This window comes from Bartonella sp. AS69XJJH (assembly GCF_042195585.1).
Classification (GTDB): domain Bacteria; phylum Pseudomonadota; class Alphaproteobacteria; order Rhizobiales; family Rhizobiaceae; genus Bartonella.
Window position 1 is genome coordinate 15752 of sequence record NZ_JBHIOO010000011.1, and the last position, 21904, is coordinate 37655.

Consider the following 21904-nt stretch of genomic DNA (forward strand, 5'->3'; position numbering starts at 1 on the left):
GGGTAAAATGTAAGCGAGTCATTCTCTGTGCGTATTGGAAAAACATGATATGCTCTTATTAATTTTTGCAGCATTTTTTCTGACTTTTCTGGCAAGTATTCTTTTTCTTTCACTACGTTTTGACGATGAGATAAAGAAAGAATGGAAAGTTCAAACCGTAGATGGTTATAGAAGCCATAAGCGTACGATTGAGTTTAACAAGCTTTATATGCATTATAAAAAAAGAAATTTTCTTAAGGCTTTGAGTATTTTGTTTGTTCTTCTGATGACATGGAGTATTTATGGGCTGACAGGTAATCCAGAAGTGAAAAGTTATTTTTTTAGCGAATTGATGGATAAAAATCCTCAAACTCTCAGTAAGCAAGAAAAGCTTATTCGTTTACAAGTGCTTTTTTTCCGTGCACCTCATGATGGCAAGCTAGCAGATGCGTTAGCGGTAGGGTATCTCGAAGAAAGCCTGTTTCAAGAAGCTGTAAATACTTATTTAGATGCACTTCGTTTGAATGGAGAAACAGCTCCAAGGCTTGTAGGATACGGTTTAGCATTGGTTGGTTATGAAGGGGGAGTGATAACACAAGAAGCGCAAAATGCTTTTCAAAAAGCGGCAGATTTAGCGCCAACAGATTTTTATCCACGTTTATTGTTGGCCGATGCATTGCATCAAGCAGGAAAAACTGCGCAGGCAGTGCAATTTTTACAAAGCTTTCTTGATACAATGCCTGAAAATTTTTCAGGACAATCACGTGTTAAGAAAATGATGATTCAGTTACGTGATTTATCGAGTGAGCATACAGAAAAAAGAAACCTTGCACCTATGTAGAAGATGTGCAAAGCTCTTAAAAAATAAAATATTGATACTTAATTATAACGTATTTAAATTTTTTTCGTAGAGTATCTATGAATCGTCAATCTTTAAAGAATTCTGCCTCATGGAAGGTTGTTTTAGAGCAGCGAAAAAAAAAGCGCTTACTGATCATATTATTATGTTGTTTGGTTATGACAATTGCAGCAAGTCTCATAGTGTATGCAATGCGTCATGGGGTCAGTTTTTTTAGAATGCCCTCTGAAATTACAAGAGAAGATATTTTAACGGGGCGTCCTTTGCGTTTGGGTGGCTTTGTTGAAAAGGAAACTGTTCGATATGTTGGAGAGAGAGGTGTTATTTTTTTTGTAACGGATAACAAAAAACATGAAAAAGTGATTTTCAACGGTGCCTTACCGGACCTTTTTCGTGAAGGTCAGGGGGTGATTGTAGAAGGGCATTTCGATAAACAGGGTTTTTTTATAGGGACGCGTATTTTAGCAAAACATGACGAAACTTATATGCCTAAAGAAACAGCTGATCGTTTGAAAAAACATTACAGTATGGAGAAATAATTCGATTGTGCTTATCGAACTGGGTCATATTTTTTTAGCTGCATCATTTTCAGTAAGCTTATTAGGGGCGTTTTTACCTGCTTTAGGTTTTTGGTGGAGAGAGCGTTTGTTAATGCAAACAGCTGTTCCTCTAACATATATCACTTTTACATTACTGCTTTTATCTTTTTTAGTGATAATTTATGCTTATGTTGTATCTGATTTTTCTGTTTTGAACGTTGTTGAGAATTCTCATTCAGAAAAACCGATGCTCTATAAAATTACCGGTGTTTGGGGCAACCATGAAGGCTCTATGTTGTTATGGGTTTTAAGTCTTGCTTTTTTTAGTGCATTGATGGCCTTTTTTAGCCAACATTTGCCAGAAGATTTTAAGACGCTTGTTTTAATTTGCCAAAGTTGGATTACAACTGCTTTTCTTTTATTTATTCTTTTTGTATCCAATCCATTTTTACGTGTGAATCCACCAGCATTGCAGGGAAATGGTCTCAATCCTCTTTTACAAGATATCGCATTAGCAATTCATCCACCGCTACTTTATTTAGGTTATGTTGGTTTTTCACTTTGTTTTTCTTTTGCTGTTGCAGCATTGATTATGGGACATGTTGATAGAATTTGGGCGCGTGGGATTCGTCCGTGGCTTTTACTTTCTTGGTGTTTTTTGACATTGGGTATTATGGTTGGCTCCTATTGGGCTTATTATGAGCTAGGATGGGGGGGCTATTGGTTTTGGGATCCTGTTGAAAATGTTTCGTTTATGCCTTGGCTTTCAGGAACGGCTCTTTTACATTCTGCTCTTGTTCTTGAAAAACGAGAAATATTGAAAAGTTGGACTTTGTTTTTAGCGCTGCTTACTTTTTCCCTTTCTCTGATGGGAACTTTTCTTGTGCGTTCGGGACTTTTAGTTTCTGTTCATAGTTTTGCTGTTGATCCAGCACGGGGGCAAGCAATTCTTGCGCTTTTATTTTTTTTTACGGGAGCGGCGTTTCTTCTTTTTGCTTTGCGCATCCCTATTTTAAAAACAGAAAGATTTTTTCAACCAATTTCACGTGAAGGGTTTATTGTTTTAAATAACTTGTTACTTACAACAATAACAGCAACAGTATTGATTGGTACGCTTTATCCTTATTTTATTGAGATATTAACAGGGCAAAAAATTTCTGTAGGGGCTGCTTTTTTTAATCTTACCTGTGGACCATTAATGATTTTGTTGTTGTTGTTTGTTCCGTTTGGGGCAATGATGGCATGGAAACGCGGTGATTTTCTTGCAGTTTTTGAACGGTTATGGTTTGTTTTTGTATTGGTTGGTATCGTCTGTTTTATAATATTTTATGCGACATCTGTGCGTGATATTTTTGCAGTTTTAGGGGTTGGGCTTTCAGCGTTTGTTTTTTTAGGCAGTTTAGCGGATCTATGGGGAAAGAGTGGATATGGCAAGAGAGCTTTTTCAGTACGCGTTAAGAGATTTCTTGGATTGCCATGGTCTACTTTTGGTGCAGCAATAGCACATATGGGATTAGGTGTTACATTATTTGGTATTGTTTGTGTGGCAAGTTTTGGGCAAGAACGTATTTTAATCATGAACGTAGGGGATAGAGTGACGATAGCGGATAAAACGCTTCATTTTGATGCAGTGTATGATGGTGTTGGTTCGAATTATTCGGCAATGGAGTTTTATTTTAAAATATATGAAAATAAAAACATTGTGGGTCACGTAACAGCCTCAAAGCGATTTTATTCAAGCCAAAATACATCAACAACAGAAGTTGGTCTTCAAAATTATGGCTTATCACAGCTATATATTGTACCAGGGCATACCGATCATCGGGGTCTTGTTGTGCATGTATGGTGGAAGCCTTATGTAATATGTATTTGGTTAGGGGCATTCATGATGGCTATGGGGGGATGTCTTTCTCTTCTGGGATATTGGTTTCGCATTGGCATGTACAATAGGGTACTGTTTGCTTTAAGTTTTTGGAAAAGATTTTGAGATGAAAAAAAATCTTTGGATTGTATTTTTTTTAATTGCAGCATTTCCTTTTCGATTAGCGATAGCAGTAGAGCCGGATGAGATTTTAAAGGATAAGATTCTTGAAGCGCGAGCACGCCATATTTCATCGCATTTACGTTGTCCGGTTTGTCAAAATCAATCAATTGATGATTCAGATGCTGCTCTAGCACGTGATTTACGGCTTTTAATTCGGGAAAGGCTAAAAATGGGCTATAGTAATCAGCAAGTCACAGACTTTCTTGTTGAGCGATATGGTGAATTTATTCTCTTGAAACCACCATTGAATAAAATAACTTGGTTTTTATGGTTTTCGCCTTTGATCATTATTCTCATTGGCGCAATTATCATATTTTTCCACTTCAAACGAAATAATCATGAGAAAATAATGAGTTATGTGAATGAAAAAGAATAGTCAAAAATGCCATTGCATTAAAAAAGATGTTATATAAAAGAAAAAAATCAGATCATCTGCAATAAGCATACAATCTTGCAATAAGCATACAATCTTATTGTAATTATATTAGGGAATACAGAAACCTTACAAAACTTTAATAATTTAGACAGAAAATGGTAAGGTCTGGTATTTTATAAGTGATCGGAATTGGAATAAAGGTATGATTGAATAGGAGCATAGAGTAAATGGTTAAAAAGGCTTTCTTTAAAACATTTGTCGCAGTGAGTTTTTCTGCGATATTGGAAAGTGCACTGTTTTTTAGTGGATGTACATCAAGCTTGTGGATGACAAAGGCTCATGCAAGTTCTGTATTTACCTCGTTAATTCAACAACAGGGATTTGCCGATATTGTTGCTCAAGTGAAACCAGCCGTTGTAGCAGTACAAGTAAAGAGCAATAAAAAGAAAGAAGATAGGTTCTTTAGCAACTTTTTTAGTGGTCCAGGACTTGATCAATTACCAGACCAGCATCCTTTGAAAAGATTTTTTAAAGAGTTTTATGATTTTGATAAACCTAAAAATAAATTTCCCCACCAATCGCAAAGACTCCGTCCTGTTGCTTTTGGATCGGGTTTTTTTATTTCGTCTGATGGTTACATTGTGACCAATGATCATGTGATTTCTGACGGAACCAGTTATACTGTTGTTCTTGATGATGGTACAGAATTGAATGCAAAGCTCATTGGGAAAGACCCCAAAACCGACCTTGCCGTACTAAAAGTGAATGATAAAAGAAAATTTTCCTATGTTGATTTTGGTGATGATTCAAAGCTTCGTGTTGGGGATTGGGTTGTTGCCATTGGGAACCCATTCGGCCTTGGTGGAACTGTGACAGCAGGTATTGTTTCTGCACGTGGACGTGATATTGGCACTGGTGTGTACGATGATTTTATTCAGATTGATGCTGCTGTTAATAGAGGAAACTCTGGTGGTCCAACGTTTGATCTTAATGGAAAGGTTGTTGGGGTGAATACAGCAATTTTTTCTCCTTCTGGAGGAAATGTTGGGATTGCTTTTGCTATTCCGGCAGCAACTGTAAAACAGGTTGTACAACAACTTATTGAAAAAGGTTCAGTTCAACGCGGTTGGTTAGGTGTTCAGATTCAGCCGGTAACAAAGGAGATTTCCGATTCAATAGGTTTGAAAGAAGCCAAAGGTGCTTTGGTTACTGATCCGTTAAAAGGACCGGCAGAAAAGGCTGGTATTAAAGCGGGTGATGTAATTATTTCAGTGAATAATGAAAAGGTTGCTGATGCGCGTGAGCTGGCCAAACGTATTGCAAATATTAAACCAGGAGAAACGGTAACCATAGGGATTTGGAGATCAGGTAAGGAGGAGAGTATCAAGGTTAAACTCGCTTCAATGTCTGAAGATGAAAGTAAGAAAGAGGCTTCAAAATATTCAAATGGAGAGGGTGATGTAGATGAAACATTGGAAGATTATGGTCTGATTGTCATGCCTTCTGATGATGGTATAGGGGTTGTCGTAACGGATGTTGATACCGATTCAGATGCTGCAGATAAAGGGATACGCCCTGGTGATATCATTGTGACAGTAAATAATAAACCGGTTAAACGAGTCTCTGATATTATTAATACAATCAAAAATGCTCAGCAGTTAGGACGAAAGGCTATACTCTTACAAGTGCGAACAAATGATCAAAATCGTTTTGTCGCTCTTCCGATTTTCAAAAAATAAGGTTTTAATTGTAGGACAAATGTTTATTAAATATTTGTCCTACAACATAGTAAAATAATGGAGATACGTTTTATGAAGATACTCGTTATTGAAGATGATCATGAGACGGGGCATTATCTCGAAAAAGCTTTTTTGGAAGTAGGGCATTCTGTTGATGTTGCTTATGATGGGGATACGGGATATACTTTAGCGACCACGGAAAATTATGACGTTATGGTTATTGACCGAATGCTTTTGCATCGTGATGGTCTTTCTATTATTGCTGAATTGCGCGCTAAAGGCAATGAAACACCGGTTCTTATTCTGTCTGCTTTAGGGCAAGTCAATGATCGTGTAACGGGGTTGCGTGCAGGCGGAGATGATTATTTGACAAAGCCTTATGCTTTTTCTGAACTTCTTGCGCGTGTTGAAGTTTTACAACGGCGGAAAAATCCTAAAGAAGCAGAAACTGTTTATTGTGTAGGTAATCTTGAGCTTGATCGGCTAGCACATACGGTAAAACGGGGTGATAGAAACATTCTATTGCAACCACGAGAGTTTCGTTTACTTGAATATTTGATGCGCTATGCGGGGCAGGTTGTTACACGCACTATGCTTTTGGAAAACGTTTGGGATTACCATTTTGATCCACAAACGAATGTTATTGATGTCCATATCTCCCGTTTGAGAGCCAAAATTGAAAAAGATTTTGATGTTCCCCTTCTCCATACCGTGCGTGGAGCTGGGTATATGCTGAAAGCACCAGATAGCAAAGCATGAGTCGTTTGATTAATATAATGCGCACGACGGCGCTAAGGCTTTCAGCACTTTACATTTTATTGTTTGGGTTGGTGGCAACAGGACTTTCTATTTATATGACGGAATTTTCTGCTTCATTGTTAACAGAGCAAACTGAACAAGCTTTACATGAAGAATTAAAGTATATTGAAAATGCTTATAATTATGGGGGATTATCCTTATTAATGCGCACTATTGATTATCGTTCAAGACAACCAGGAGCATTTCTTTATCTTGTCACGGATTCTATGGGGCGTATTTTAGCAGGAAATGTAGCACGTATTGAATTAGGTCTTTTGAATCAGAGTGGTTTTATTTCTACCTCTTTTTTGTATTCTCGTTTTGGAGAACATGGCAAAACAAGTGAACATCGCGCTTTGGCGGTTATTGTTGATTTACCTAATGCTATGAAGATTCTTATAGGACGCGATTTGGATGAGCCAGAACGTTTTGCAATTGTTATTCGTAAAGCTGTGATCATTGCACTTGCTGCAATGGTTGGAGGTGCTTTACTCATATGGTTTTTTGTTGGCAGGAGAGCTTTACAAAGGATTGATCATGTAACAGCTGCATCACAACGCTTGATGGACGGTGATTTCAGTGGGCGGTTACCTGTTTCTGGAGTAGGGGATGAGTTTGATCGATTGTCAACTAATCTTAATGTTATGTTAGACCGCATTGAAGAGTTAAATATTGGTCTACGTCAAGTATCAGATAATATTGCTCATGATCTGAAAACGCCGTTAACGCGTCTTAGAAATCGCGCTGAAGAGGCGCTTTCAGGAAATAAGACAAAGCTTGAATATCGTCAGGTCCTTGATAGGGTTATTGCAGAGTCAGATCAACTTATTTGTACGTTCAATGCGATTTTAATGATTTCACGTATTGAGGCCAGCAGTGCAATTGAGCATCTTGAAATGATGAATATGAAACTGATCCTTGAAGATGCTGTTGAGATTTACGAACCTTTTGCTGAAGAGTCAGGTGTTTTACTTCGGTTGGGCAATATATTTGATAAAGAGCTTAAGTTGAATCGTGAGCTTGTTGCACAATCAATTTTTAACCTTATAGATAATGCCATTAAATATGCGTCTAAAGGTGAAAGGAAAGCAGAAGTTTGCTTATCAATGGAATATCGTGATGAACATTTATTAGTTGTTGTGAGCGATAATGGACCAGGAATAGCAGAGGATAAACGTGAAAAAGTGACAGAACGCTTTGTTCGTCTTGAAGAAAGCCGCACACAACCTGGGTTTGGAATTGGTTTAAGTATAGCAAAAGCAGTTATGAAGCTTCACGGGGGTGAGTTGTTACTTGAAAATGCAAATCCAGGGCTTAGGGCTGTTTTGTTATTTCCTTAAAGATATTTTTCTTCACTTTTCTCTTTTCATACGTAACAACTGTTTTAAAAGTATAAAGTAATAGAAAGGAAAGCAAAATGCTTTTCAAGGGAGCGCAGACGAAACAAGCTTTTTTAAAAACACAGCTTCTCCCTTTATGCCCTCTCGATGAAAGTGGTTTCCAATGGTTAAAAGACTTGGAAGAACAAGCAAGAAAAGAAGGTTTAGAATCGCTTGTTTCCCTTATTTTAGAGAGTGGAACGCAGATTGATTTTATCCGTTCGATTATGACCTTATCTCCTTTTTTGCGTGAGGTTTTAATTGCCAATCCATCATATCTTAATGCTTTATTGAATGTTGATATAGAAACAAGGCTGAGCGAAATTATAGATGATATTACGGCTATTGATAAGGATGAAACTATAAATGAAACTTCATTGATGGCTGCTTTGAGGCGCAAAAAACGAGAAGCGCATGTTCTCATTGCTTTAGCTGATTTGAGTGGTATTTTTACTTACGAAGTTTCATGTGCTTGGTTGACACGTTTGGGCGAAGCAGCATTAAGTGTAGCGCTACGTTTTCTATTAAGAGAAGCGCATGATCATGGTAAGATCAATTTATTAAGCCGTGAGAATCCAGAAAAAGACTGTGGTTTAATTATTTTAGGGATGGGAAAATTAGGAGCAGGGGAACTTAATTATTCTTCTGATATTGATCTTATTGTTTTCATTGATGAAGCATCACCTCATATTGGTAATCTTTCTGAAAGTGTTGACGTATTTTCTAAAATGGTACGCCGATTAATCCGTATCATTCAAGAACGCACTGCGGAAGGATATGTTTTTCGTCTTGATTTTCGTCTTCGTCCAGATCCAGGATCAACCCCTTTAGCCTTACCAGTAAGGACTGCCTTACGGTATTACGAAGGGCGTGGACAAAATTGGGAACGAGCAGCCATGATTAAAGCACGTCCAGTTGCTGGCGATAAGAGGGCAGGTTTTAACTTTCTTAAAGAGCTTTTTCCCTATATGTGGCGGAAATATTTAGATTACGCTGCTATTGCTGATATTCATTCGATCAAACGTCAAATTCATGCACATAAAAATTACGGTCAAATTGCAGCTTATGGGCATAATATAAAGTTAGGTCGTGGTGGTATTCGTGAGATTGAGTTTTTTGTTCAGACACAACAGCTCATTGCTGGTGGGCGTTTTCCTCAATTACGTGGACGTCAAACAGTTACAATGTTAGCAGAACTTCACACGCTTGGTTGGATCAGTGAGAAAACGAAAAATAGCCTTATAAAAAGTTATGCGTTTCTTCGAAACGTGGAGCATCGTATTCAAATGCTTTTCGATGAACAAACACACCTTCTTCCAAATGATATTGCTCAATTTACGAGTGTTGCCTATTTAATGGGTTATCAAGACAGTAGCAGCTTTATCCGTGATTTATTAAAAACACTTCAGGTTGTTGAAAAACATTATGCAGCACTGTTTGAGAATGAGCAAGAGCTTGGTTTAGAAATTGGTAATTTAGTTTTTACAGGTGAAGAAGATGATCCGGAGACATTAATAACGTTAAGTCGTTTAGGCTTTGAAAGAGCAAGTGATATTTGTCGCATTATGCGCACTCTACATTGTGGTCGTTATAAAGCAACGCAATCAGCCGAAGCACGCGAGAGATTAACGGAATTAACACCGGCTCTTTTGAAAGCTTTTGGTGGGACAAAACGAGCTGATGAGGCGATGTTGCGTTTTGATAGTTTTTTACAGGGCTTACCTTCAGGAATTCAGCTTTTTAGTCTTTTGCAATCTAATCCCTCTCTTTTGGATATGCTTGTCCTGATCATGGGTGCTGCTCCACGTCTTGCAGAAATTATTACACGCAGATCCCATGTTTTTGATGGAATGTTAGATCCAAATATTCTTTCAGAATTACCAACAAAAACGTATTTAGAAAAACGTCTTGAATATTTTCTTGAAAATGTTCTTCCTTATGAGGAAATTCTCGACCATTTAAGAATTTTTGCAGATGAACAACGTTTTCTGATTGGTATTCGAATTTTAAATGGTGCAATTACAGGAGAAAGAGCGGGTTTTGCTTTTACTGCTCTTGCTGATCTTATGATTAAAAAAACACTTTCTGCCGTTCAAGAGGAATTTTCTCGTCTTCATGGTAGTGTTAAAGGGGGGCGTGTTGGCATATTGGGTATGGGAAAGCTTGGAAGTCGCGAATTAACGGCAGATTCCGATGTTGACCTCGTTTTTCTTTACGAGCACGATGATGACGCAGAAATATCTGATGGAGAAAAGCCTCTTTATATCTCTCAATATTATACGCGTTTAGCACAGCGCCTCGTTTCTGCTTTATCCACTCTTACAAGCCAAGGTGTTCTTTATGTTGTTGATTTAAGGTTACGGCCGTTAGGCAATAAAGGACCTGTTGCTGTTTCTTTTCCATTTTTTAAAAAATATTATCGCCAAGAAGCATGGATATGGGAATATCTTGCTTTAACAAGGGCTCGAGGCATTGCAGGAGATCCTGATTTTTTACAAAAGATAGAAAATGAAGTGTGTGCAATTATTGCTATTTCTCGTGATAAGAAGGAAGTTGCAAAAGAAGTATGTGAAATGCGTTCCTTGATTTCAAAAGAAAAGCCGCCAAAAAATCAATGGGATTTAAAAACGATGTCAGGTGGCATTATGGATTTGGAGTTTATTGCTCAATTTTCTCTTATTACGCATGTCATTGAGTTTCAAATTGGAGCGACGACAGCGGATATTTTAGATCACTTACCAAACAGTTTTCTTAATCAGTCATGTATTGCTGATTTACGTTATGCTTATTGTCTTTATACAAATTTGAGTCAAATTATACGGCTTTGCTTAAATGATTCTCTTGATCCCAATGACATGCCACCTGGATTAAGTGACCTTTTGTTAAATAGTGTTGGGGAACCTGATTTGCTTCGTGTTGAAAAATTAATTGCAGAAACTGGGCAATTGGTCTGTTCAGTTTTTACAAAAATCATGAAACATTAAAATAATTTTATAAGAATAATAAAAATTATTAATTCCATTTTTATATATTAATTTTTGTCTTTTATTTCATTACACGCTTGAGAGAGTTAGAGTGAAGTTCTCTACTGGTTTCTCAAGTGTGATGAAAAATCTCTATTCTAGGTGTCATTCTTTATATAAAAAGCGATGAGTGATTAATTTTGTGAATCATATTCTTTATGAGCCTTATCTCATTTTTTCAAAAAAACTGACATTATAATTATTTATATAATTCTAGATAATAATGATCAATATGAAGCTATAAAAGCTAGTATAGATTAATAGTTTTAGGAGATTGTAAATAATATTTAAATATTATTTATTTAAAACTAATTTAAATTTTTAAACTGTATCATTTTTGCTATAGATTTTTTGAAAAAAGTGTGAAACGATTTATTATTATTTATGTATCACATTAGCTTTAGGGGAGCAATTATGATTACAAAGTATTTAGTCTCAACATCTATATTTTCTTTAATTTCAATTTCTGTAGTACAGGCGTCGGATATTGTTATTCCTGAACAGCCTGTTCCTGTTATTGCAGGGCATGCTTTTTCTTGGACAGGATTTTATCTTGGAGGACAGATTGGTAACTTTTCAGGTAAAACAACTGCAAGTTATTTAAAAGATGAGACAAGGATATGGAATCCAGTTGGAAAGGAGAATTTACCTAAACTTTCTGGTTTTATTGGGGGAGTTTACGCAGGTTCCAATATTGATATCGATAATAGTTTTATTATAGGTATTGATACAGATATTATGTGGTCTGGGAAAAAGGATTCTAAAGATGTCGCTCTACCGAAAAAAAGTCCAACGGAAGAAAAACCAAAACCTATAGAAGAAACAAGCCTAACAAGAGATTTGCATGAGGAGGATCCGATAACACCTATTAAAGCTGTACGTCATACTTTAAAACAAAAATGGGCTGGTGCTACGCGGGTGAGAGTTGGTTTTGCGATTGAGCGTGTGATGCCTTATGTTTCTGGAGGGATTGCTTATACGCAGCTTCAGAATATTTTTGGATTAGTTGCTGATAGCAAAAGTGGAGAGGTTGATTCTTCTGATTGGTTGCATGATGAAAAAAAGACCATGATTGGTTATACCCTCGGAGGCGGTGTTGATTTTGCAATGACTGATCATGTTATTGTGCGTGCAGAATACCGTTATTCAGATTTTGGTAAAAAGAAGTTCGTGCATGATAAATTTGAAATGGGCTACAAGACAAATGATTTCCGCGTGGGTGTAGCTTATAAATTTTAATTTTTTGCAGAATTAGGCAATTCAAAGGTCTCATTTTCGAATGAGGCTTTTATTTTTCAGATATATGCTGGAAAATATTCTTCACTCAAAAGAGCTACTATTTTATTCGAACAACACTTTGATTTGTAAATATAATTTACTTTTTTTATGTTGAGTGAGAGACCCAAGTATCATAAGATTTTCTCATTTTAAGCCTATACCATGTTGAACCAATCAGAACCGCGTCTTTTGCACGTCAAAAGGAGGGAGAGCTGTGAGATAAAAACATTAAAGAAAGAATAAAAATGCTTTTTATGAACCATCTCAAGTGCTAAAGGCTGTCGCTACATTGGGGATTGGCACAGTATGAGATTTTAGTACTAGCTTGCTTTTTCATAAACGTAAAGATGGTGCTGCTAAATTGACTTATCATTACATCATTTATAGGTGCCGTCGGGAAATGGATTTGGGTGCTGTAAAAGATGCTTTTTAAAACCAACACATGAATTAGCAACTTAATGGCGTTTTGTTTTATGTGAAATACCTATCATACAATCGACTTTTCTGTTTTGCGTTATCGTAAAATATTTTATTTAATAACAAAAAAAACTCTAAAGCACGTAAAATTACATCCGCAATATAACTCAATAATAATAAAAGAAATTCATATTATAATTTTTATTATTAGATATTTTATGTGATATTATAAATAATAAAATAATTATAAAGAGTATTAGTGATTTATAGGAAAAAAATAGATAGCAAATTAGGAATTTATCCGAGACATAAAAAACATTATTACCTATGTCTGTTATCGAAATAGAATCTATTATTTTTTATATTTTTTTAAATGTACGATAATAAATGTCGAGTGAAATAGTAGTGGATCATTTCAAATCTATTTACGATAAATCAATCAACATCATTTGTTTATGAATCACAAGTATATTGGGTTATTAAAATTATATACTTTAGTTATTATTGGGTTTTTTTAGTCATCTATTTTCAGGGATAGAAGCTGAATGAGCTTCTCTATTATTCTATAAAATATCATAACTAGAGTGGTATAAGGATTTTATGCATCAGATGCTTTTGGAGGAGTGTATGATGAAATTCAAAGCAGGGTTTATTTGTAGAGTTATTGTGAAATAAATCACATGCGCGATCAGCAGGTGAAACTCATTCGACAAGAATCCGAATTACTTATAAATCAGATGTGGTAGAATTTTCGTCCTTTAGGGCGGGAAGGAAGAAAACCAATAAGTTTGTAAAAAGCCAGTCACATAAGTGGAGTAGCAGATGGAACTCTCTGAGAGAAATTGATTTATCGATAGAGAAGGTAAAACTTTGTCTTTTAAGGAGAAAAAAGGAAATAAGAATTATGATTTCCAAAGGGATGTGAAATAAAAATATTTTCTTTTTTGTTTTTTTTGGCAACTATGAAGGTGTTTAAAGATTGATTGTTTCAGTACATGCAATCTCGTTTTTGGGGTTGATAATGCTATAACGTTGCAATTGGCAGTGCCATTGATTTTGTAAGCGTTCAATGGAAAATAAATTAAAGCCTGCGGGTGGTTTTTTATCACCAAAAGCTTGTGATGCGGAAGGAACACCAACAATAGGAATTTTTTTAATTGGTCCTTCAATGTAATTCAATGTAGGTAAATGAGTATGTCCGTGAAGAATAAGTTCGCAACCGTGATATTTGATAATGTCTAGAAAACGTTTTATATCCCATAGTTTTTTATGCCAAGACGTTGCCTTGGGAAAGGGGGGGTGGTGAATCATGACGACACGAAAAAGGTTGCGCTGTGCTGCTTCCTTTAAAAAGAGCGGTAAAGTTTGCGCTTGCATTTTACCAAAATAACCAGAAGCTTGAAAAGGTGGTGTCGCAATGGCTGAAGAAGCTGCTATGATGGCAACATCTTTGCGAATGCGCATATAAGGAAAGGCGCTTTTTTGAGGGACGTCACCTGTGATCCAAGGTTTAAAGAGAGTGCATGCTTTTTGGAAAGCGCCGCGGACATAAGCGTCATGATTTCCAAATGTCAAGGAAATATCTTGAGGTTGTCCTAAGTTAAATAGCCAACGATATGCTTGTTCAAATTCCTTATCGAGAGCAAGATTCACAAGATCACCAGAGATCACAAGATGATCAGGTTTTTTTTTGTTCAAGGCATCTATTAAAATTTCTAGGATATCTGTTGCCATCTGACTCTTACGTTTTTTTTGCCAATTTATATAACCGGTAAGACGCTTCCCAGAAAGTTCGAAGAGGGAAGGTTGCGGGAGAGGGGAAAGATGTACATCCGATATATGGGCAAGATAAAACATAAAAGCTCTTAGAGTATTAAAAACGATTTAAAGAATAAACATAAGATAAGTTAGTGCTTAAAGGCAAGAAAGATTGTAAAATGAAAATTAGCTTGCAAAAAAGAACATCTCAAGCTGAATGTTCCAAATAGAATATCCCTAATAAAATATCATTGTGTTGTACATTCACATATTTGTAAAAAAACATTTCTCAATGCGTTTGAGATAATTTCACGACGGTACTCGATGCTATATGAAAAGCTTCTGTGAAGTATATAGGGCTTACTGTACACTACTATCTTTACGCTTATACAAGGTGCAAATAAAAAACATCATACTATTTCCCTCAATTTTATGAAAATCCTTGCTTTAAGAGAATTCATAAGAGGTATTTCATTCTTTTCTTCAATGGTTTCTATCCATACAGCACCTCTTTTCATGATGTGCAAGAGAGCGATTTTAATTAATTTAATATAGAAAGTATTACAAAGAAGCAAAATTCTACAGGGAATAATGACTCAATATGACTATAATGATAAATTATCATTATAGATCAATGTTTTTATCTAATTGTAAAAGACAAGAAAATACACAAAAAGATAAGCTGAATTTTAAAACTATTATGCGAAATCTCAGATTTTTCAACGGCTTTCACGATACCACATGCTACTCAACAGTAAAAGGCAAGCAAGTAGTGCCAAAAAACCAGAAAATATCGAAAAATAAAAGGTATTAATTAAACGGGTTTCTGTCGCTTCTTTTAGAACAATTGAATGTGCTAGGGAAGAGGGCGGGCTTATTTTTGATTGAATTAGCTTGAATGGAGGAAGATGAATGTTTTCTTTTCCCTCAGGATGTAATCGTCCGATGTAACCACCGGTGTGCTTAATAATGGGGGCTAGTTTTTCTTGTGTTGAAATTAAGTCAAACGATTCAAGATTATCGAGCATCCCTACAGAAGAAAGTATTGTTAAATCGCCGTTTTTAATGGTAAAAATCCCTGTTTCATCAGTGGTCACAGTTGCGCTGAAGAGACCTTCTTGCTCTTTGGAGAGAGTGATATTTTCTTTTTTTCCAGATGGAAAGGTTATTTCAGCGGGTTCTGGATGGTCTTTTAGAGTTTGGCGGCGAATTGTTAAATGATGATGACTGCTGGTCGCACTTAATTTTTCTTCCTCAAGTTCTGGTTCTTTCATGAGCCAATGGGCAATACGACGATAAAGAGCTGCATAAGGCCCGCCGCCTTCGAAACCTCGTGCCCAAAGCCAACTTTCATCGGAGAGCAACATGCCTACACGTCCTTTATCAACATGCGAAAGAAGTAAAAGTGGTTGTTCATCGGCTCCTTTCATGAGGGCGATTCCGTTATTTATGTTTTGAATAGCAATTTGTCGCAACCATTGCCCCCATTGAGAAGCGGGAAGGTTACGTGTTGCAAGACCTTTTGTGACAGGATGGCGCTCACCTTCTTTGGTTAATGTGGGGCGAAAAGGTTTTTCAATAATAGTCCCATTGGGCAATGCCGGTAGAATGCTTATTAAAGGTGTTTTTGCAAGTGAGTTTTTTTGGGTAAATTCAGGTCCTGTTATCATCAACAATGCACCACCCTTTTGTACATATTGGGCTATATAATCATAATAGATTAAGGGGAGAACAGTAGAGTGCTGGTAGCCATCAAGGATGATGAGATCAAAGTTATTAATTTCTTCAACAAAGAGTTTTCTTGTGGGAAAGACCACTAAGGATAATTGGCTTGAGGGCGTATTATCTGCTTTGGTGGGGGGACGCAAAATAGTAAAGTGAACAAGATCAATATTAGAGTCACCTTTCAAAAGGTCTCGCCATGTCCGTTCTCCATTATAAGGAGCACCTGAAATAAGAAGAACGCGTAAATTTTCTCTGATTCCTTCAATGATTGTTATGGCGCGGTTGTTTTCAAAGCTTAGTTCACCTTTGTGTGGATCGGTTATCACTTGGATAATATTTTTTTCAGCATGAGGAAGGGTAATTTCAGTTTGAAAAATCACACCAAGAGTCACAGAATAATGGCCAATGTCTTGTCCATTGACGCTTAGTGTAATATTCGCTTTCTGCGGTATTGTTTTTTTGGCAGGGCCTTTATCTTCTACCAAAATGGAGAGCGTTTGTGGTTTGTTGACAAGGGCAAAGCGTGGAGGAGAAATAAACTTGATTTGGCGATCAAATTCATCTGAGTGTCCTGTAATCAGAGCATTGAGAGGCGCTTCATGATGAAGGTCTGCTAGGTCCGGAATGTCATGCACTTGTCCATCGGTGATAAAAATGGTTCCTGCATAACGAGAGAGCGGTACATCAGATACTGCTTGTGTTAAAGCCGCAAACAAATTCGTTGAGGGCGCATACTGATTATCAGCAAGTTTTCCAGCTTCAATAAAGCGTGGTTCAAATTGTGGATAATGCGCCAATGCTTGAGTTAATTGCGCGCGCGCTACATCACTGTCGTTTGTACGTGTTCCAAATGTTTGGCTTTTGCTACGATCAATGACAATTCCTACAGTGCTTTTAAGTGGTTCGCGCTGCTCTCTTATGACCATTGGATTCAGCAAAGCAAGGATGAGGGCGCTTAATGCCATCAGACGAAATAAAGAACCTTGACGTTGCGTAACAAGACCAACAACGACAAAAAGCATCGATATTCCACTTAAGAACAGAATCCAAATGAGTGGTAAAAAAGGCTGAAAAGTGAAAAATGACATCATTGCCTTCTTTCTCTTTTAAAGCGTTCCAAGAGTGCTGGAACATGAACTTGATCCGCTTTATAGTTTCCTGTAAGAACATAAAGGACAATATTTAAACCTGCACGAAATGCCCATAGACGTTGCATTGGATCATTGGGAACAAGGGGATATTTCCATGTTCCTTTTTCATCGAGTGCCCACGCACCGGCAAAGTTATTGGCAGTGATGAGAAGAGAACTTACATTATCACCGCTGGCAAGAGAATTTTTATTTTTTTTGTTTGTTGAGGAGGATTCAATCCATAAAGGTGAACCACGGTAGAGACCAGGAAAATCTGGCATAATATAAAAAGAACGTGCAACAACATGATCCGTTGATGCTGGCTCAATGGATGGAATATTTAACTCTTTTAAGATATCTCGTAATCTTTGCGTTTCTGGAGTGGCATCTCCTTCAAGATTAAGATTGCTCTTTATCTGATCGCGTGTGTCAAATAAAATTGTTCCTCCATGTTTCATAAAGTTATTTATTTTTTCAAGGCTTTTGGGGGTTGGGATAGGACTCTTAACATCAATTGGCCAGTAAATAAGAGGATAAAAAGAGAGTTCATCTTTATCGAGATCAAGTGCTGTAACAGAGCCTAGGGTAAGCATTGTGCGCTCTGCGATAAATTGACTTAACGCTTCTAGACCACTTTTACTTGTTGTATCAATTTCATGATTATTGGTTATAACATAGGCAAGATGTGTTGCACCAGCAGCTTGTACACTATCATGATGATTTTCTTTCGTTTGTGCATGAAGAGTTGGATCATATGAAAACAAGGCAATAAGACTTATAAAAGGGAGAAGAAACATATTACGCCGTTTCATGAAAGAAAAAATATCTCCCATCCATAAAATGAGAAAATTGTCAAAGGCGAATAATAAGACGGCTAATCCTAAAAGTAGACCGATAAGATTTTTTTCTTTTGTCTCATAAGATAAAGGACTTTTATTAAGAGAAGTTGGCAATGATGATTGTTTCATCAAGTGCGACGAATGAGTTAAGAGATTGAGTGCATAAAAATCGTTTTTGATACCATAAAGTCCTGGGGGAGTATGATAGGAAGGATGGGGTGGATTTTGAGAGTCAAAGACCAGTGGAATAACATCAGAGGGCGGTACTTGTAATTGTCCGTCAGCAGCTATGGTTCGCCACGGGGTTTGTACCATTGTTCTTTTTTCTCTATGTGTTAGGTTTGTGTTTTCGTTAGACCCTAATGTGATGAGTTTTTGCAACATTTGTGCAAAAAAGCCAGAAAGAGGAAGATTAGACCATGTGGGGTCAGGAGCAACATGAATGAGAATGAGGGTTCCTTTACCACGTTTTGCTGCGGTAATAAGAGGGGTTCCATCCGCAAGGCTAAGCCACGTTTTTTCAAAAAGATCTGGGGTTGGTTCTGCGAGGATTTGGCGCGAGACAGAGACATCTTCTGGAAAAGGAAGATCGAAGAAAAAACTATTTTTTGCAAAAGGAGCAAGCTTTTGTGGTTTCGTCCAAGACATAATACTTCCAAGGAAACGCTGCCCCTGACGTAGCGGTATCGGAAGGAGACTATCATAATGTTCTGCACTACTGAGTTTTTCTCCTGCAAAGCGGATGAGTGTTCCCCCTTTATTCACAAAATCAGAAAGTTTTTTTTCTGCTTTTTCAGGCATGTTAACCATGTCGCTCATAATGAAAACAGATGGATTTTGTTTAAGCAAATAATCAATATCCGTTGAAAGCTCTCTTCCTCCGGCTGTTATAAGCTGTGTATATCCCTGTAATGCTTTGATAATGTAATAAAATGGAGAAAGTAAAGGCTGTGCCATTTCATTGGTATCGGGTGATAGAAGAGCAACACGGCTTATCCTGTTATGGCTGTCTACCAAGAAGGTTGCAGCAGCATGGTTTTGATTATTTATTTTTATCCAAGCGATATCATTGCGTAGTTCAAGTGGTACATCAAAAGGGACAAGAGCTGTTGTTTCTCCTTCAGAGAAATGTTTCGTAAATTGACCAAGAAGTTGATTGTTTGAATCGTAGAGGTTGAGTGTAGCGGAAGTTTTGCCGTGTGTTGTTGAGCGGATAATACGCGCGCCCATGTTTCCATCATTATTTTCTAGGGATGTTATGCCGATTAAATCGGAAATATCCGCCAAATACCATAAGAATTTTTCAGGTTTTAATTCTTCAAGCAAAGCAAAAGTTTGCTCATCTTCATTTGTTTGTAATCCATCACTTAAATAAGCAATATCAAGAGGTTTTCCGTTGGTTATTTTTCTAAGTTTTTTTAAGACATGCACACGGTTGACAGGCCAAGGATGCGGTTGCAAATGCATTAAATTCTGTTTTATAATCTTGGCTGGTTGGGGCTTTATATTAGAGATATCATTTTCAGCCGTTGCAACAAGGTAAATATTTTTTTGCTGTTTTTCTGCCTGTGTAAGGAGCATTTCAGCGGTAGAAATGCGCTTTTTCCATTCTTTTACAGAAGCCCAACCATTATCAATAATGAGTGCAAGGGGTTGAGATCCGGAAAAGCTGATTGGTTTTTGATTCCACGTGGGGCGTGCTAAAGCTATGATAACAAGTGCCGCTATGGTTAAACGCAACAAGAGCAACCACCAAGGTGTATGTTTTGCTGTTTCTTGCTGATGAGTTGGTTTGGGTAAGAAGCGTAACGGAGGAAAAAGCTCTTTACGCGGAGATGGAGGGGTTATCCGCAACAGCCACCAAATGACCGGTAGGAACAAAAGCCCTAGTAAAAGAAAGGGAGCAGAAAAACTCAAAGCGCTCTCCTTTTTTGCAATGGAGAGCCGCCCATTGTATTTGCAAGATGAAAAATGGTCTCTGTTAAAGGTTGATCCGTTGTGCTAACATGATAAGACCATCCTTGGCGTGCGCAAAAATTTACCAACTCTTGTCGCCTTGCTTGATATAGTTTGCAATAGCTCTTACGAAGATCTTCTGCTTTTGTGGAAACATGTTTCTCTTTCGTTTCAGGATCAAAAAACTCTGTGTGGCCTGTGTAGGGAAAGCTTTCTTCTGCGGGATCAGAAATTTCAATTAAATGAGCTGTCACCTGTTTTGTAGTTAAAACGGTTAAATGTTGGATGATTTTTTCAGGAGAGTCGAGAAAATCACTCATTATAATAACATGCGAAAAGCGTGTAACCGTTGAAAAATCCGGAAATGAATTTTCATCTGAATGATTTTCTAAAGCAAAGGCTATTCGTTCTACAACATTGGATGTTATCGTGGGGGGCATTAAGTTGGGAATAGCAATATGTTCGCCACTGCGTGCAAGAAGTGATGCTAGGGTAAGGGTAAGAATAATGGCATGATTACCTTTAGAGATTTTAGAAAAGCGCGAACAGTAATGCATTGACGCGCTCTGATCGGGACAGAGCCAAACGATTTGTGTCATTTGCCATTCGTGTTCGCGGAGATACGTATTTTCATCACGCGCTGAGCGACGCCAATCAATGCGGGCAATGGATTCTCCTTCCATATAGGGACGAAATTGCCAAAAGTTTTCCCCATTACCGCGTTTACGTTGTCCATGCCATCCGGTTATCAGTGTATTAGCGATATGACGCGCTTGTAAAAGGAAATATGGCATTTTGCCAGTATCTTTATGCAGCTCATTTGTCAGCGACAATGGAGGCTTTTGTAAAACTTTTTTGCCAATAGCCATTCAAAGAGCATCTTTCACAAGGTTATTGATAATATCTTTTACGGTTATATCTTCAGCACGGGCAGAAAAATTAAGAGCCATGCGGTGTTGTAATACGGGATAGACCAATGCTTCAACATCATCAAGCGAGGGGGCTAAGCGTCCATAATAAAGAGCACGGGCGCGAACACAAAGTGAAAGGGCTTGTGATGCCCGTGGACCAGGTCCCCAAGAAACATAAGTATTAGCAAGGCTATTGTCTTTATGAGGACGAGTTGAGCGGACAATTTTTAAAATAGCTTCGATCACATTTTCTGAAAGAGGCATTTTGCGAACGATATTTTGAATTTTTTGCAATTTTTTGGCGGATAAAATTGGTTTTGCATTTAATTTCTTTTCTTTTGTTGTTTCTAAAATGATCCGTCGCTCTGTTGTGAGGTCAGGATAGTCAATATCGATTTGCATCAAAAAGCGATCCAGTTGTGCTTCAGGAAGTGGATAGGTCCCTTCTTGTTCGAGAGGATTTTGCGTTGCAAGAACATGAAAAGGTTGTGGCAAATCATAACGGTTACCTGCAACAGTAACATGATATTCTTGCATAGCTTGTAAAAGGGCTGACTGTGTCCGTGGAGAAGCACGATTGATTTCATCGGCCATGAGAAGTTGCGTGAAAATAGGACCTTGAATGTATCGAAAAGAACGTTTACCGTCTTTATCAGAATCCATAATTTCAGAACCAATAATATCCGATGGCATTAAGTCAGGGGTAAATTGGATGCGTTTTTCATCAAGCCCTAAGACTGTTCCTAATGTTTCAACAAGACGTGTTTTTGCAAGTCCAGGAGCACCGACAAGAAGGGCGTGACCACCAGCAAAAATAGCGATTAAAGCATATTCGATGACCTGATTTTGCCCAAAAATAACTTTGTCAATTTCTTGTTGTAAAATATCCAATTCTTTGTGTGCCGTATCAATATCATCAATAATGACTTGAGCTTCATGATTGATATTGACCTTTTTTACAGAATTGGATGATGGATCATGTTGACTCATATTTCTTCCTTAAGGCGTTTGTCGCAAAAATGGTAATTTTCTCTGCATGATAATGGATATCTTATTGTTTGTAACAGAAAATGAGAAGAAATGAAGTATCATATGCCGTTTTTTTTATATTCGTATATAAGAAGAGAAAAGTTTCTTTGGACGGAATAGACGTG

The 21904-nt window shown here is 37.3% G+C and carries 14 protein-coding genes; 9 read left to right on the plus strand and 5 right to left on the minus strand.

Features of this window, described 5'->3' with window-relative positions:
* Positions 1-49: 49 nt before the first annotated feature.
* The 9 genes from ACFIK6_RS06330 to ACFIK6_RS06370 all read left to right on the plus strand — a co-directional run bounded on the left by ACFIK6_RS06330 (position 50) and on the right by ACFIK6_RS06370 (position 11975).
* A complete protein-coding gene (locus ACFIK6_RS06330; RefSeq protein WP_375642262.1) occupies positions 50-820 on the plus strand; it encodes a tetratricopeptide repeat protein in 771 nt (256 codons plus the stop codon).
* Positions 821-897: 77 nt separating this feature from the next.
* Positions 898-1377 carry a cytochrome c maturation protein CcmE gene (gene ccmE, locus ACFIK6_RS06335; protein WP_375642261.1) on the plus strand — a complete coding sequence of 160 codons (480 nt, stop codon included), beginning with the start codon at positions 898-900 and terminating at the stop codon, positions 1375-1377.
* A 7-nt stretch (positions 1378-1384) separates the two neighbouring features.
* Entirely contained in the window at positions 1385-3364 is a 1980-nt protein-coding gene (locus ACFIK6_RS06340; protein ID WP_375642260.1) for a heme lyase CcmF/NrfE family subunit, read from the plus strand.
* Between the two features lies 1 nt (position 3365).
* Positions 3366-3797, plus strand: a complete 432-nt coding sequence (locus ACFIK6_RS06345) for a cytochrome c-type biogenesis protein CcmH (protein ID WP_375642259.1) — start codon at positions 3366-3368, stop codon at positions 3795-3797.
* Between the two features lie 227 nt (positions 3798-4024).
* Positions 4025-5536 (plus strand): Do family serine endopeptidase, encoded by a 1512-nt coding sequence (locus ACFIK6_RS06350; RefSeq protein ID WP_375642258.1) that lies wholly within the window; start codon positions 4025-4027, stop codon positions 5534-5536.
* Positions 5537-5608: 72 nt separating this feature from the next.
* Positions 5609-6295, plus strand: coding sequence for a winged helix-turn-helix domain-containing protein (locus tag ACFIK6_RS06355; protein ID WP_375642257.1), 687 nt, complete (start codon positions 5609-5611; stop codon positions 6293-6295).
* Complete coding sequence (locus tag ACFIK6_RS06360; RefSeq protein WP_375642256.1) at positions 6292-7674, plus strand: ATP-binding protein; 1383 nt, start codon at positions 6292-6294, stop codon at positions 7672-7674. Before ACFIK6_RS06355 ends, ACFIK6_RS06360 begins: the two co-directional genes overlap by 4 nt.
* A gap of 77 nt (positions 7675-7751) precedes the next feature.
* Positions 7752-10697 (plus strand): bifunctional [glutamine synthetase] adenylyltransferase/[glutamine synthetase]-adenylyl-L-tyrosine phosphorylase, encoded by a 2946-nt coding sequence (locus tag ACFIK6_RS06365; RefSeq protein WP_375642255.1) that lies wholly within the window; start codon positions 7752-7754, stop codon positions 10695-10697.
* 453 nt (positions 10698-11150) lie between these two features.
* Positions 11151-11975, plus strand: a complete 825-nt coding sequence (locus ACFIK6_RS06370) for an outer membrane protein (protein WP_375642254.1) — start codon at positions 11151-11153, stop codon at positions 11973-11975.
* Between the two features lie 1428 nt (positions 11976-13403).
* On the opposite strand, the gene ACFIK6_RS06375 is transcribed toward ACFIK6_RS06370, so the two are convergent.
* From ACFIK6_RS06375 to ACFIK6_RS06395, 5 genes are all read right to left on the minus strand, one after another.
* On the minus strand, positions 13404-14288 hold the full coding sequence (locus ACFIK6_RS06375) for a metallophosphoesterase family protein (protein WP_375642253.1): 885 nt from the start codon (positions 14286-14288) through the stop codon (positions 13404-13406).
* 620 nt (positions 14289-14908) lie between these two features.
* Entirely contained in the window at positions 14909-17005 is a 2097-nt protein-coding gene (locus ACFIK6_RS06380) for a glutamine amidotransferase (RefSeq protein WP_375642252.1), read from the minus strand.
* Entirely contained in the window at positions 17002-19800 is a 2799-nt protein-coding gene (locus ACFIK6_RS06385; protein WP_375642251.1) for a DUF4159 domain-containing protein, read from the minus strand. Before ACFIK6_RS06385 ends, ACFIK6_RS06380 begins: the two co-directional genes overlap by 4 nt.
* The gene (locus tag ACFIK6_RS06390; protein ID WP_375642250.1) at positions 19797-20708 is read right to left on the minus strand and encodes a DUF58 domain-containing protein; all 912 of its coding nucleotides are present in this window, start codon (positions 20706-20708) and stop codon (positions 19797-19799) included. Before ACFIK6_RS06390 ends, ACFIK6_RS06385 begins: the two co-directional genes overlap by 4 nt.
* A complete protein-coding gene (locus tag ACFIK6_RS06395; protein WP_375642249.1) occupies positions 20709-21740 on the minus strand; it encodes an AAA family ATPase in 1032 nt (343 codons plus the stop codon). It abuts the gene before it with no gap.
* Between the last annotated feature and the right edge of the window lie 164 nt (positions 21741-21904).

What these genes read in the sequence shown, in the direction of transcription:
- ACFIK6_RS06355 (WP_375642257.1), top strand. Translation starts at nt 5,609, where the DNA reads ATGAAGATACTCGTTATTGAAGATGATCATGAGACGGGGCATTATCTC.
- ACFIK6_RS06390 (WP_375642250.1), bottom strand. Translation starts at nt 20,708, where the DNA reads ATGGCTATTGGCAAAAAAGTTTTACAAAAGCCTCCATTGTCGCTGACA.
- ACFIK6_RS06375 (WP_375642253.1), bottom strand. Translation starts at nt 14,288, where the DNA reads ATGTTTTATCTTGCCCATATATCGGATGTACATCTTTCCCCTCTCCCG.
- ACFIK6_RS06350 (WP_375642258.1), top strand. Translation starts at nt 4,025, where the DNA reads ATGGTTAAAAAGGCTTTCTTTAAAACATTTGTCGCAGTGAGTTTTTCT.
- ccmE (WP_375642261.1), top strand. Translation starts at nt 898, where the DNA reads ATGAATCGTCAATCTTTAAAGAATTCTGCCTCATGGAAGGTTGTTTTA.
- ACFIK6_RS06330 (WP_375642262.1), top strand. Translation starts at nt 50, where the DNA reads ATGCTCTTATTAATTTTTGCAGCATTTTTTCTGACTTTTCTGGCAAGT.
- ACFIK6_RS06365 (WP_375642255.1), top strand. Translation starts at nt 7,752, where the DNA reads ATGCTTTTCAAGGGAGCGCAGACGAAACAAGCTTTTTTAAAAACACAG.
- ACFIK6_RS06370 (WP_375642254.1), top strand. Translation starts at nt 11,151, where the DNA reads ATGATTACAAAGTATTTAGTCTCAACATCTATATTTTCTTTAATTTCA.
- ACFIK6_RS06345 (WP_375642259.1), top strand. Translation starts at nt 3,366, where the DNA reads ATGAAAAAAAATCTTTGGATTGTATTTTTTTTAATTGCAGCATTTCCT.
- ACFIK6_RS06360 (WP_375642256.1), top strand. Translation starts at nt 6,292, where the DNA reads ATGAGTCGTTTGATTAATATAATGCGCACGACGGCGCTAAGGCTTTCA.
- ACFIK6_RS06395 (WP_375642249.1), bottom strand. Translation starts at nt 21,740, where the DNA reads ATGAGTCAACATGATCCATCATCCAATTCTGTAAAAAAGGTCAATATC.
- ACFIK6_RS06380 (WP_375642252.1), bottom strand. Translation starts at nt 17,005, where the DNA reads ATGATGTCATTTTTCACTTTTCAGCCTTTTTTACCACTCATTTGGATT.